General features: G+C 43.6%; 12 protein-coding genes. 4 read left to right on the top strand and 8 right to left on the bottom strand.

The features are described 5' to 3' along the window. The 3 genes from MHI37_RS20665 to MHI37_RS20655 form a co-directional block, all read right to left on the bottom strand. Window positions 1-675 (bottom strand): ABC transporter ATP-binding protein, encoded by a 675-nt coding sequence (locus tag MHI37_RS20665; RefSeq protein WP_076338147.1) that lies wholly within the window; start codon window positions 673-675, stop codon window positions 1-3. Window position 676: 1 nt separating this feature from the next. Beyond that, window positions 677-1,711: an FtsX-like permease family protein gene (locus MHI37_RS20660; RefSeq protein ID WP_076338146.1), complete on the bottom strand. Its 1,035-nt coding sequence runs from the start codon at window positions 1,709-1,711 to the stop codon at window positions 677-679. A 70-nt stretch (window positions 1,712-1,781) separates the two neighbouring features. Beyond that, window positions 1,782-2,447: a lysoplasmalogenase gene (locus MHI37_RS20655; protein WP_256710608.1), complete on the bottom strand. Its 666-nt coding sequence runs from the start codon at window positions 2,445-2,447 to the stop codon at window positions 1,782-1,784. Window positions 2,448-2,545: 98 nt separating this feature from the next. Here MHI37_RS20655 and MHI37_RS20650 point away from each other — a divergent pair, with 98 nt between their 5' ends. Next, entirely contained in the window at window positions 2,546-2,968 is a 423-nt protein-coding gene (locus MHI37_RS20650) for a VOC family protein (RefSeq protein ID WP_076338145.1), read from the top strand. Window positions 2,969-3,789: 821 nt separating this feature from the next. Here the strand turns inward: MHI37_RS20650 and MHI37_RS20645 are convergent. Beyond that, window positions 3,790-4,731, bottom strand: a complete 942-nt coding sequence (locus MHI37_RS20645) for a helix-turn-helix transcriptional regulator (protein WP_076338144.1) — start codon at window positions 4,729-4,731, stop codon at window positions 3,790-3,792. 166 nt (window positions 4,732-4,897) lie between these two features. Between MHI37_RS20645 and modA the strand changes: the two genes are divergently transcribed. The 3 genes from modA to MHI37_RS20630 all read left to right on the top strand — a co-directional run bounded on the left by modA (window position 4,898) and on the right by MHI37_RS20630 (window position 6,939). Continuing rightward, window positions 4,898-5,749: a molybdate ABC transporter substrate-binding protein gene (gene modA, locus MHI37_RS20640; protein WP_076338143.1), complete on the top strand. Its 852-nt coding sequence runs from the start codon at window positions 4,898-4,900 to the stop codon at window positions 5,747-5,749. A 2-nt stretch (window positions 5,750-5,751) separates the two neighbouring features. Next, window positions 5,752-6,420 carry a molybdate ABC transporter permease subunit gene (gene modB, locus MHI37_RS20635; RefSeq protein ID WP_076338142.1) on the top strand — a complete coding sequence of 223 codons (669 nt, stop codon included), beginning with the start codon at window positions 5,752-5,754 and terminating at the stop codon, window positions 6,418-6,420. 144 nt (window positions 6,421-6,564) lie between these two features. Continuing rightward, window positions 6,565-6,939 (top strand): YdcF family protein, encoded by a 375-nt coding sequence (locus tag MHI37_RS20630; protein WP_256710607.1) that lies wholly within the window; start codon window positions 6,565-6,567, stop codon window positions 6,937-6,939. Window positions 6,940-7,067: 128 nt separating this feature from the next. Here MHI37_RS20630 and MHI37_RS20625 read toward each other — a convergent pair whose 3' ends face one another. The 4 genes from MHI37_RS20625 to MHI37_RS20610 all read right to left on the bottom strand — a co-directional run bounded on the left by MHI37_RS20625 (window position 7,068) and on the right by MHI37_RS20610 (window position 13,108). Further along, window positions 7,068-8,621, bottom strand: coding sequence for an ABC transporter substrate-binding protein (locus tag MHI37_RS20625; RefSeq protein ID WP_076338140.1), 1,554 nt, complete (start codon window positions 8,619-8,621; stop codon window positions 7,068-7,070). A gap of 52 nt (window positions 8,622-8,673) precedes the next feature. Next, entirely contained in the window at window positions 8,674-9,564 is an 891-nt protein-coding gene (locus MHI37_RS20620; RefSeq protein ID WP_076338139.1) for a carbohydrate ABC transporter permease, read from the bottom strand. Window positions 9,565-9,583: 19 nt separating this feature from the next. Next, window positions 9,584-10,561 carry an ABC transporter permease subunit gene (locus MHI37_RS20615; RefSeq protein WP_256710605.1) on the bottom strand — a complete coding sequence of 326 codons (978 nt, stop codon included), beginning with the start codon at window positions 10,559-10,561 and terminating at the stop codon, window positions 9,584-9,586. A 210-nt stretch (window positions 10,562-10,771) separates the two neighbouring features. Then, window positions 10,772-13,108, bottom strand: a complete 2,337-nt coding sequence (locus tag MHI37_RS20610; protein ID WP_076338138.1) for a helix-turn-helix domain-containing protein — start codon at window positions 13,106-13,108, stop codon at window positions 10,772-10,774. Window positions 13,109-13,115 lie beyond the last annotated feature (7 nt).

The raw sequence follows: 13,115 nt of genomic DNA, 5'->3' as shown, positions 1-13,115 counted from the left end.
TTATATAATCAATCCGTCCTTCATCGTAATCGTATGATCAGCATAGGAGAGCATTTCTTCATCATGGGTTACGAGCAGGGTCGTAATATTTAATGTTTTTGTCAAATTTCTGATGAGTGTCATGACATCTTTAGATCTTGTCGAGTCCAGACTAGCCGTCGGCTCATCCGCAAATAGTATTTTGGGCTTGTGGATGATTGCGCGAGCGATGGCAACCCGCTGTTTCTCCCCTCCTGATAAGGAAGAGGGGTAGGCATCCTTTCGATGCTCCATGCCTACGAGTCTGAGTATCTTTAGTACTTCCTCTTTTTGCTTCAGTTTATTCATTTTTGATTCGGAGACGTCAAGCATCAGCAGCAGCTGATCTTCTACAGAAAGGAAAGGAACGAGATGTGAGGATTGAAAAATAAATCCATATTTTTTGGCGCGGATTTTCCGGATATCCTCCTGCGTCATTTCGGACATGTTTTTCCCTTCGAAAATGATCTTTCCGCTAGTTGCCCCTTGAAGGCCAGCAGCGATGGTGAGGAGTGTGCTTTTTCCAGATCCAGAGGCGCCTACGAGAGCTGTTATTTCTCCTTCTTGCAAGGTGAGATTAATCCCGTTCAATACCTGCTCGTTAACCTCGCCGCTCGTGAATGTTTTTTTGACGTCATGTATGGTGAATGCTGTCATATTAGTTGTCTCCTTGTTGTATGGCTTGTAGAGGCTCGACTTTTTTAATTTGAATGCCAGAGAGTGTCGCGCCGACAAATCCAATGACTAAGAACAGAACAGATAATTGAACGGTTGTTGCAAGTGTTAGGCTGTAAGGCATCCCTTCCGGTGCGATTATATTAAAGCCCTGACTGAGCGCAATGGATATGACGAGGGCAATCGTTGTGATGAACAGCATTTGAGACCACATCATACGGAATAATGTGCTTGTTTTTACACCGATCGCTTTTAAGATACCGTATAATCCGATTTTTTGAACATTCATCATGTAGAAGAATATAGCAAACAGCATCCCGCTGATGGCGACTAAAAACCAAATAATCATATTGAGAGACAGCTGTTCCGCGCTATAGCTTGCAATCGTGTTAAGAAACTCTTTTTTTGAAAATGATTGCAAGCCGTCAATGGTCATTGCTTGATCCTGTCCTGGAATGAACACTAATTGCATATCATTTACACGGTAAATTTCTTTATAGTTATCCATATGGATATAAGCGACGGGAGCATGGCTATATTTTTTTTGATCCACAAATCCGCTAACTTTGAATTCGCCATTGAATTGATTGTTCGTTAATACATCGCCAACCTGAATCCCTTCTTTTTCAAGAGTACGGTCTAATATGATTTCACCTGGACTGACCTTCTCAAACCATTCGGAATCCGTTGAAGTCACAAAAGCTACGCTATGCTGCTTGTCTTCGTCATCGTTGACAAAGCCCATCTGAATCGAAAGCGCTGCTGCAGCCTTCTGTTCTTGTAGGAGGGTAGTTTGTACTGCAGGATCTATTTTTGAAAAGCTATACTTTTCATCCGCATCGGCATTCATATAGAAATGGCCAGCAGGCAAGTCCTTGATTAAAGCGGCATTATCTTGTGATAAGCCATTGGCCAAACCCGATATAATAAAGGTTAAAAAACTAACTAGAAAAATAATTGATCCTAAAATAATAAACCTCGCTTTACTCCTCTTAATTTCCTTCCATGCCATATTCATCATAGCGCCTCCGTTTCTTTGGTACAGCTTGAGTATATTGCTGCACTATGAACGGACCATGAACGGACAATTACAAATGAGGTCCCGCTATAATTTTATTCGTATGAGTTCCTAACGTTTGAATGCTGTAGGCCATGCAGTACTGAGCGGTGTAATAGGTAGTCATAATGAGTACGCCTGAGAAAGCTACGTCGGATACAAAGAGGTTCCAAGACAGGATAGAATCTGAAATGGTGAATAAAATACTTCCGATAATCGCCCATTTGTGACCGGTCATAATGGCAGACCAGGTCATGAGTGAAATGACGAGTATGTAGAGTAGAACCGGAATAATCAAATCATCTTTGCCGTTCCTAATTAAGGCATGAATAAGCTCCGAGCCCATAAATAAGCCGAATACGGCAATTGGAGCTAGCGTTGCGAAGCGAATTTTCGAGAAGCGCCAATTGCCGAAAAAGCTGGTCATATAAAACAGGTGACCGATGAGGAAAGCAGATAACCCAACAACAAACCATTCGAGCAAACCATCGCCCAGCATGCAGAAAAATAAGCCGGTTAATAGAATCCAATGATTTCTACGTCTAGGGGCTGGAATATGGAGGTATGCATACGCCAGGATAAGCCACATGGGGAGTAGCTTGAACAGAAGCTTGACAACATGAGGATCAGACGGAATAATAAAAATGTAGAGTAGGCTCATCAACAGTATAAGTGCGGGTAATAGATACTTCTTCAAAGAAATTGCCCCTTTATCAGTAGAATAATCTTGCAGGCACCACGGTGAATATTATGTTAAACCTAGCGTGTATAATACTAGAAAAAGGAGTGTGTTAAATGGCTATTGATGTATATCTGAACTTTAATGGAAATTGTCGAGAAGCGGCTGAATTTTATGCAGAAGTGTTTAAAGTAGAAAAACCGCAAATTATGACTTTTGGTGAAGCACCGCAAAGTCCTGATTACGAATTGCCTGAGGCGGCAAAAGATTTAGTCATGCATACGAGGCTTAACATTCTTGGCAGCAATGTCATGTTCTCTGATGTTTTTCCAGGGTCTCCTTTTATTTTGGGCAATAATATAAGTCTTGCAGTCGTTTCGCGGGATGAAAAACAAATTAGAGATGCCTATGAAGGATTAAAAGAAGGCGGCCATGTAAACATGGAGCTTCAAGAAACATTTTGGACCAAATGTTATGGCAGTTTAAAGGACAAGTTCGGTATCGAATGGCAATTTAGCGTAGAAAACGTAGAAGCATAGGTGATCGTGTAAGGTGAATGTGATCATAAATCGGTAGAGGCAAACTAGGAAACAACTCATGCAGTCATGAGTTGTTTTTTGTTGTTGTATAGGAAACTAGGGATTCTCCTCTCCGAACCTGTTAATAATGATGCTGCACGAGCAGCCGGAGAGGGGATAAGGAAAGCTAACGGAAACCAGAGACGCTAAAGTGCCATTTTTGGTTAGCGTCACATTTTAACGGAAGTGGGAGACGCTATTACGCAGAAATGAAGCGATATCGTGTATCTTTTGTACAAATAGAGGCCTGTGTTTCCGTTACAATCTTGAAACGACATATATAGGCGATTTAGCGTCTCTGGTTTCCGTTAGAGGTCCGAGCTGACGCGTCTGCGATGTGCAATCACCTGTAAGGGTGATTTTGTTTCGTTGCTCCCTAGGTTTAACGCTTGTTGTGAAAATCAAGCTAGTGGAGCATACGCTAGAGCATTCTTGATTAGTGAAGCAGTTCATAATGATGCTAACCTATTAAGATTAAAATATAGCTATCCTGCACTTTTGCAGGATAGCAGCTGTTTTAACGCCCTCTCGGGTGACTATGTTGTACGCGCGCATTATAGACGCCCCTATTGGAGCTAATTTAGCTGAAACCTGCCTATTCTATTGCATATGTGCAGGATAGCCACCTCTAGGTTACTCAAAAGCGCGAAGTTAGTGCATATGTGCAGGATAGCTTGCGTATGGCGGGAATCGGCCTGCAGCAGAAAACTGGAGTTAGTGCTTCCTCATCTACATTAAGGGGTACACTTCAAATGACTAGATGCGAGCATTGACGCTAACATTTAAGTCTCAAACAATATTTCCCCCGTGCGGGACAGGTCATAGCCGGCAATATTTTGAAGCTCGTTTTTGAATTCCTTGGATCTAAGAATTTGCAGCAACGAATGAATCCATGCTTGGTTTTGTGCGGTTTTGAGCATGACAAGGTCATAGCGCTCTTGAATGAGCGGAATAAAATCAATTTGACCGACAATCGAGGCGGCTTTCTCGATACCAACGCCAACATCGGCTTCACCTGATGCCACTTGGGATGCGACGCCTAGATGGTTGCTTTGTTCAAGCTCATAGCCAGCAAGCTGCTCCGCTTTAATACCATGAAGACGGAGCTGTTCATCAAGCAATACTCGGGCGCCTGATCCCTTCTCGCGATTCGCAAGCCGAAGACCTTGGCGGGCGAAGTCACTCCAGCCTTTAATGGAAAGGGGGTTGCCTTGCTTAACGTACAACCCCGCATTTCTCGACAGCATATTAACGACCATATAAGTGGAGCCGACGAGCAGCTTCTTAATATAAGGAAGATTGTATTCTCCCGTGTCTCCATCGAGCAGATGGGTGCTGACGATATCTGACTCACCGCGATACATAGAGATTAAGCTATCAAGGCTTCCGACATAGGAGCGAAGCGGTCTTATCCCCGAAATGTTTTTCTCCATATGCTTAGCTAAAATATCCAGGCTGAGATCCTGTCCTGTAATAACAATCGGACGAGGACTATGAAAATTGGCTGCTGGAGGGGCGAGGGGAGAGGGAGTTGAATGTTCTTTGATCTGCATCCCCTTTGCTCGCTGCTTGTAAGCTTCCAAGTCTGCGGGATCTACGCGCATTTGTTTGCCTACACGATAAGAGGCAAGCTCGCCTTTTTTTATAAGATCGTATACGGTCAGTTTGGATATTTTTAATAGCTTGGCTATTTCTTCCGTGGTGTAAGAGATGTCGGCGGACATGGGACTCCTCCTTGCTAGTGTTTATGACTGATTTATTCTAAATCTAATTGTATCATATTTAAATGGGAAGGTTATGTTAATTAAGTTTACAAAACGAATGATTGCTATGTATAATTATAATCAAATCTATCTATTTATAACTAGATATAACTTAGGAGGAGAAACATTGTTTAAAAAGATTAAGAGTTATGTGATTTTGTGTGCTTTGATTTCTATTGTATTAGTAATTGCGGGATGCGGGGCTAAGCAAAATACAAGTCAAAACGATAGCAATGGAACGAAAGCGACTAGTACGACCGAACAAACGCAGCAGCCTGCAGAAGCAGTGGAACTTATTGTATCAGCGGCGGCAAGCATGACCGATGCCTTGACAGAGATTGAGAAGGCCTATGAAGCTAATCATCCTAATATCGAGCTAAGCTTCAATTTCGGTGCATCTGGAGCGCTTCAGCAGCAAATCGAACAGGGGGCACCTGCCGATTTATTTTTATCCGCAGCAGTTAAGAATATGACAGCACTTGTAGATAAAGAGCTCATTGATACGAACCAACAGATCAATCTACTGGCCAATGAGCTTGTTGTTGTTGTTCCAGCAGATGGGGCTTTAGCCATTGAGAACGTTTCTGATCTTGCCAAAGCCGAAGTAAAGACGGTTGCGATCGGCATTCCAGAGAGCGTGCCTGCCGGCAGCTACGCCAAAGAAGTATTGACAAGCGCTAATCTGTGGGACGCTTTGCAGTCGAAATCGGTGCAGGCGAAGGATGTTAGACAAGTGCTGCAATATGTAGAAACTGGAAATGCAGACGCTGGCTTCGTATACAAAACGGATGCATTAACCTCAGACAAAGTAAAGGTCGCCTTTGCAGTTAATGCTGCATCCTATAAAGCGATTCAATATCCAATTGGAATAGTAAAGGCAACGAAGCACAGCAAGGAAGCAGAGGAGTTTTACACGTACTTGCAATCACAAGAATCACTGGATGTATTTATTAAATATGGCTTTTCAGTTCCTAATTAAATATGATGTTTTTGAACTGGCATGAATTTTGGCTGCCGATTAAATTATCTTTGCAGGTAGCTTTATTATCAAGTGTAGTGGTTATTACTATTGGAACAGGCGTGGCATGGTGGATGTCACGGCGTACTTTTAAAGGAAAGACAGCTCTTGAAACGGCATTTATGCTGCCGCTAGTCCTTCCTCCAACGGTTGTTGGTTTCTTGCTTCTCATCATGCTGGGTCGCAGAAGCTGGTTCGGCGAGGTAATCGAGTGGCTGTTTAATGCTCCTATTATATTTTCATGGTGGGCAGCCGTAGTTGCTTCCATCGTAGTGTCATTCCCACTGGTCTACCAAACGATGAAAGTAGGCTTTGCTTCTGTCGATCGTGATTTGGAGGATGCTGGACGCTCCATTGGCGCCACCGAGTGGGAGGTATTTAGGTTCATTACGCTGCCGCTCGCATTCCGTTCACTCAGTACCGCGTATATTCTTGGATTTGCACGCGGTTTGGGTGAATTCGGAGCGACATTAATGATTGCGGGCAATATTCCGGGTCGCACTCAGACGATTCCAACAGCCATTTATGTCGCGGTAGATTCAGGGAATACAGCAATGGCATGGGCCTGGACGATCGCGATAATTATCATTTCATTTATGCTGCTAATGCTTACGGGACGCAAAAGCGCATAGCATAGCTTATGCAAACAAGCCTTTCCTGCTTTTTGAGGGAGGGCTTGTTTTGTTGTTGGACAGTATGTCCTGCTGTGTTACGCTATCTTTAAGAAGCATTGGGCCATTTCTTAAAAATGGCTGAAAGAGGTGGCAAGCAATGATGTGGCGGCGATTACGAATAGGAGCAGCGGTATGGGAGAAGAGGATACGCTATCTGAGGCGGAAGCTGCAAAACGTTATGCAATTCAGCATAAGGTAAATGAAGAGGATATTATTATGGAGGAGGAGTCAAGCATCACCGAGCAAAACCTTAGCAATGCGTACGCAATTGCGCAGCGGCAACACATTAATTCGTTTACGATAGTTAGCGATCCGCTTCATATGAAACGGGCTCTTACAATGGCAAAGGACCTCGGGATGGATGCCTATGCATCGCCAACCCAAACTTCTGCTTACCAAAGCATAAGGACCAAGCTTCCATTTCTGCTGCGAGAAATTTTCTTCCTCATCGGCTATCAAGCCAAAACACTACTTTAATTAGTCGGTACGTTCCGCGTACGGCTGTGCGTGAAATAGGTTCAATTAACATGCAACGGCGGTGCTGGGTACATAGGATACGAAGCTTTGACAGGAGAATTATCCTGTCAAAGCTTCGTAGTATTTGTTTACTTCACAAGTCCTTTTTCTTGCTTGAACTTATCCCACTGCGCCTCGGCTTCCTTTTCGATTTTCTCTTGGCCGGAGGCAATCATTTTATCACGATATTTCGGAAGCTCCTTGGCTGGATCAACAGAGCCTGATTCCAGAGCAGCCTGATATTCGTTGTTAACGGCTGTTACATTGGCAATCTCGGCTTTAATATTCTCTTCGTTTACACCAAAACCGTTTGTAGCAGGGACGATAGCACTATCGTTCAGCTCAATGGTTCTCTCCCACGTGTCCGCTGCCTGACCAGGCTTAAGGTAAGCGTTGAACTGATTGCCGAATACCCAGTCACCATTCGGGGCATAGCCGGAATCCTTGATAGGCTCGATATAGTTACCGTCAGTTTTATTGTAATGCTTGCCTTCAATCCCATTACAGATCAGGTTGTAAAGATAGGAATCCGTGTTAAGCAGGTTGATCAGCATCAACGTACGCTCCGGATTTTTGGAGCCTTTGTTAATGACATGCATAGCGCCGGCAATTCCGGTGAAGTAGCTATCGGAAATCGGGGCATAGACGACCTCATTACCGCCGTTAACCGCTAATTCTCCAACCTCGCCGCCGGGCTTCGATGTAAATTCAAGTCCGACAGCCACATTGCCCTTGCTCTTGAGATCGTTGATGTTCTGAATGATAGGCGCATCATCATTGATATAGCCGGCTTGGTACCAGCTGCGCATCGTATCGAAATACTCCTTCTTCTCCTCCAGCCCTTGCAGATAGCCGATGTACTTGAGCGAAGGATCATCCTTCTTATAGCTAAGGACAAGGCCCTCGCCGACCTTTGTACGATCTGTATATAAGCCCCATGAGTTCTGAGCGAGTCCAAGAGGAATGATGCCAGGCTCATTATCCTTCAACGTTTTTAGGAATGGCTCAATGTCCTTATAGGATTGGATCTTGCTGATATCCAAATTATATTTTTCAACAAAACGTTTTTGAATGACTAGACTCTTTGATTTCGCAGCTACCTGATAGATCGGGAATCCGTATACTTTTCCATCAACTGCCAGCATGTCTGGCCAAAATTTATCAGGAATATTGGCGCGGGCTTCTGCTGCATATTGGCTGATCATATCCTCTGTAATTTCCAAATACGCTCCTCTATCAATATAAGGCTGATAATTGCCTAGCCAGCCCTTAGAGCTCCAGGCTAGGTCAAAGTCTTCCCCTGCTGCAAGCATAGCATTAAGTTTAGGCTCGTATTCATCGAAGGTGAGCGGTTTAAGCTCGACGGTTGCGTTAATTTTATCTTTCAAATATTTGTTGATCTCATCGTTGACAAGCTTCTGGTCCGGTCCGGGATTAGCGGAAACGGGATAGATGAAGGTGAGCTTAGCTTCAGGAAGTGAAGGCGCCTCTGAAGCAGGTGTGTCCGGCGTTTTTTCACCTGCGTTGCTAGGAGTATTGGTTGAGCTAGCGGTGTTGCCGTTGTTCGAGCATGCAGCGATGATCGCAAGGCATAGAATGATTGCAAACCATTTGACCATTAGGGATGCTTTTGTTTTTCTCACTTAAGAACCCTCCATTTATGATTTATTTTATATCTGGCACAATAGTCATTCCTTATCCTTTCAAGGAACCTACTGTAATACCCTTCACGAAATACTTCTGGAAGAAAGGAAATATAATCAGCATCGGTCCGCCTGCAAGAATTGCCATTGCCATCCTGACGGACAGGGTTGGAAAATTCGCATACGCCAGCTTATCAGCCACTTGGGCAAGCGGGGAGTTTGCTAAAAACTCAATTTGAGACAGAATGCGAACAAGGAGCAGCTGAAGCGGAATATATTTATCATTGTCTATGAACAGCAGCGCGTAGAACCATTCGTTCCAATAGCCAAAGGCGATGAATAATCCAAGCGTTGCAAGAGCAGGGGTGGACAGCGGCAAAATAATTCCAAAAAAAATTCGGAATTCCTTCGCGCCATCTACCTTTGCGGATTCAATAATTTCCTTCGAAATTTTGTCCATGAAGCCTTTCATAATCATGATGTTGAATGGACTGAGCAGTGTCGGAATAATTAAAGCAAGCAGAGAGTTTTTCAAATGCAAATACTGCGTCATCATGATGTAGAATGGAATAAGGCCGCCATTGAACAGCATGGTAAAGAAAATATAGAAGGTAATCGGTCTGTTGTACCGAAAGTCGAGGCGAGAAATGGGATAGGCCGTCATCGCAGTCAGAAGAAGCGATATGACGGTGCCGACAACGGTAATCAGAATCGTCACTAGGTAACCCTTGAGCAGCGGATCAGGTTTTTGAAATACAATTCGGTAAGCCTCCCAGCTCCATTCCTTTGGAATGAATTGATAGCCATTCATTACAAGGCTATTCTCAGAGGTTAGAGAGATAATGACAACGAGAACGAACGGCAGGGCGATCATTATGCATAAGATGGCTAAGAAAACGATGATGAAACCATTCATAAGGTTAAAGCCTTTTGTATTGGGCATAAAAGAACTCCTCCATTTTTTAGAACAGCGCGTTATCCTTATCTGCTTTGCGAACAAGATAGTTGGCGGATACAACGGTAATGAGACCGACCACCGATTGCAGGAAACCGACTGCTGCCGCGGAATTAATGTCACCTAGCTTCGTCAGTGAACGATATACGTACGTATCGATGATATCTGTTGTTGGAAAGTTTGGTCCTACGTTGTTTGGCACGAAATAATGCAAGCCAAAATCGCCGCGGAATATATTGCCGAGCCCTAGTATGAATAGAATAATGACAAGCGGCTTGAGGAGCGGAAGCGTAATGCGCCACATCATCTGAATACGGGAAGCACCGTCTAGTCTGGCGGCTTCATAAAAATCGGTATTAATTCCAGTAATGCCTGCGTAATAGACCAGAGTAGAGAAGCCAATTCCTTTCCATAAAGCGACAAGCGGAAGGATGAAGATCCATGGGGTGGTCTCTAGGTACCACTTATGCGGCTCGAATCCAAACCAGCTGATAATTGTATTGAGAAATCCGCCCTTATGATCGAGGAAGGCGTTCGTAATATAGCCGACAAGCACGAATGAGATGAAATAGGGCAAAAACATCGTTGTTTGATAGATCTTGATTAATCGCCCGCTAAGCTCATTAAGCAGCAGTGCAAGGAGCAAGGCAGTTATTGTACCCAGCACAATGTAGGACATGTTATAGAGCAGAGTGTTGCGGATAATACGGAGGGCATCCTGTGCTTTAAATAGAAACTCAAAGTTGTTGAAACCAACCCATTTGCTGCCGAAGATGCCTTGGTCATATCTGAAGTACTTAAAGGCTAGAATAAGCCCGATCATAGGGATGTAGGCGATGACAAATTTGAATAATATGCCGGGCATTGCGAGCAGCAGCAGTTCTCGATTTTTGTTAAGATGCTTCCATTCCTTGCTTAGCAAGCCAGGCAATGACTTACTTTTCTTCGTCTTCATGTCGGGTGCTTCGAGCTGTGTATTGGCCACTCATGATCTCCTCCATCTGAAGTATTCCTGTTCTGATGCCCATCATGCCATGGAGAAATGATGATGAATAGAATAGGTTTTGCGAATTACTGTAATTCGCTAGTGTAAAATAATCGATTTAGTGAATATTTGCTGATATGCAGGCATGAGAGAGGCCCTTCGCTCACTGGAAGCAGTGAACGAAGGGCCTTATGGCCTTTATAATGGGGCTTAGGATATTGATTTTTTCATGCGGTACTCCTTTGGTGTACTGCCAACCTTGCCTTTGAAAAGGCGGAAGAAGTAGCTTTGGTTGGCATATCCGCATCTATCCATAATTTCTGTAATCGTATAGTTGTCCTGCTCCAGCAGTATTTGAGCATGTTTCAGTCGAACTTCATTGATATATTCCGTTATAGACATTTTATAATTTTCCTTAAACAGCTTGCCGATATAAGCGGAGGATAGCTTTACGGTCATGGCAATGGATTGCTGGCTAAGATTAATATCAGAAAATTTCTGTTCAATCAGCTCCTTTACCGTCTCCAGCATCATTTCATTTCGCTCCATATTCGCTGGACGCTGGCCCTCGCATATTTTCGCACAAAGCGATAGGAGAGAGAGGTACATTTCCTCAAGCGTTTCTTTCTCCTTTGCAATCTGATGTATATAATCGATATCAACGGAAAAGGAAACAATCCGATTATCGCTAATATCGCTGGCTGCTTTTCTTATTATCCAAGCCAGATTCGATACGGTGCGGATCATATCATCATAATTAAAGCTGGCGATTAGAGAGAAGGCTTTCTCAAGCTCGGTACCAACATTGGTCAGCTGGCCTTTCTTCAGTGCTTCAGCAAGCCTTCGCTCTACGATGTCCGGAAGCGACATTTGCTTGCTCGCTAAATTTTCTTTAATATCCTCTGATCTAATGATCGCCTTGCGTCCTTTCACGATCATATATTGACTTAAGCGAAGCGCTTGTGTGTAGGCTGTCGATAGAAACGGATATTGTGTAATGATGTCACTAATACCGCAGGACAGAGAGATGCTGTAATAGCGTTCGATTGTGTCTTGAATCTCTTGAAGCAGCGGAGCAACTTGCTCGAACAGCAGCGTCTGATCATACACACTTCTTGAGAGAATAAGCACGACATGATCTCCCCTGATCTCAACAGCCTCACAAGGATAGTGCCTACTCATAATTTCCTGTGAAATATTTACGATTGCAAAATTGTACAGCTTTTTGGAGGCACCTGTCATCATGTTATCGTAAGCGGCAAAGTTATCGATTTTCATGACACAGACGAGCATCTCTTCTTTGACGGATATATTCAGCTCATGCTTCTCGATCAGATGCTGCATATCATGATGCGAGAACAGCTGGCTGTCAGTCAGAAACCTTCGAATATAATATTTGCTCACAATCTGCTCGGAGCTGATTTCATTAAGCCTTTCTGTCAGCTTCATGTAGTTGTCTCCCATCATGCCTAGCTCATCCACCGTGTTGATGCCACTATCCCTCTCGTTTGGAAGATGCGGCCGGATACGCTTAAGCATGTTTTCAATCGGATTGTAAAGCTTGTAGGACAACCATATAGATATCCCGATAGCAAGGAGCAGGAATAAGCCGGATAGGAGCAGCGATTGGTTGCGTGTTTTGGTGACTTCCTCCATTAGCTTTTCGTAGGATTGGATATAAAGAATGGTCCAGGAGCCAAGCCCATCGTCCATATAGGTAACCATTTCCTTTTGATTAGATAGATGATCAATGACGAAACCAGACGTGTGGCTGCCGGCAGCTTTATCCGTAAGGACGAGATCCTTGATATGCGCCTGATCAAGATCGCTCATAAAGAAACTGTTTGGATTGGAGGATAATAATTGACCATTTTGCGTTTGAATGTAGATTTCACCCTGATCCCGATTGCTTGCAACATTCATTTTCCTTAAGCTGTCGAACACCCACTCCGATTTAATGAACAAGATAATAGCAGACTGACTGCCTGTAAACGATTTCAAAGAATCTGTTACAATAAAGGCGAATGTATCGATTCGACCGTCTTCCTTCTCAAGGCTCATCGGTATTAGACGATTGGTAGGCTGGGGGTGGCTGGGATCAAGCAGCACGCTTCTGATCTTATCCTTCGTAACACCACCATCGAGCAGAAGACTGCTGCTTGTGCCGTACAGTTCTGATTGGGATTTATTATAGATGACCATAGAGTGAAGGAAGGAGGAGCTTTCCATAATATTAGACATTTGGCGATGGCCGCGGATCAAGTCCATTTTGGGCAGGTCATCATTGAACATTAGCGGAATTAGAAAATGATCGCGATAAACAAAATTAGAAAGCCTTGTAATAATGTCGTTCATATAAGACAGATTATATTGAATTTGAGAGAGGACTTTCAGGTTGGATTCCTCTTGGATGCTTTTTACAGACTTTTCAAGAATATACGTATTGGACACAGAGGATGCGATTAGAACAATCACCATGGAAGCCATAATGGAGAACATGACTCGTTGCAAATATTTTTTGGATTTGTAAAATCCGAATACTTTCATCCGATCC

The organism is Paenibacillus sp. FSL H8-0548, from assembly GCF_038630985.1.
Taxonomy (GTDB): domain Bacteria; phylum Bacillota; class Bacilli; order Paenibacillales; family Paenibacillaceae; genus Pristimantibacillus.
The sequence above is the reverse complement of the archived record's forward strand: the minus strand, read 5'-3'. Positions and strand labels throughout refer to the sequence as shown.

What these genes read in the sequence shown, in the direction of transcription:
- MHI37_RS20665 (WP_076338147.1), bottom strand. Translation starts at nt 675, where the DNA reads ATGACAGCATTCACCATACATGACGTCAAAAAAACATTCACGAGCGGC.
- MHI37_RS20650 (WP_076338145.1), top strand. Translation starts at nt 2,546, where the DNA reads ATGGCTATTGATGTATATCTGAACTTTAATGGAAATTGTCGAGAAGCG.
- MHI37_RS20660 (WP_076338146.1), bottom strand. Translation starts at nt 1,711, where the DNA reads ATGAATATGGCATGGAAGGAAATTAAGAGGAGTAAAGCGAGGTTTATT.
- modB (WP_076338142.1), top strand. Translation starts at nt 5,752, where the DNA reads ATGATGTTTTTGAACTGGCATGAATTTTGGCTGCCGATTAAATTATCT.
- MHI37_RS20620 (WP_076338139.1), bottom strand. Translation starts at nt 9,564, where the DNA reads ATGCCCAATACAAAAGGCTTTAACCTTATGAATGGTTTCATCATCGTT.
- MHI37_RS20610 (WP_076338138.1), bottom strand. Translation starts at nt 13,108, where the DNA reads ATGAAAGTATTCGGATTTTACAAATCCAAAAAATATTTGCAACGAGTC.
- MHI37_RS20645 (WP_076338144.1), bottom strand. Translation starts at nt 4,731, where the DNA reads ATGTCCGCCGACATCTCTTACACCACGGAAGAAATAGCCAAGCTATTA.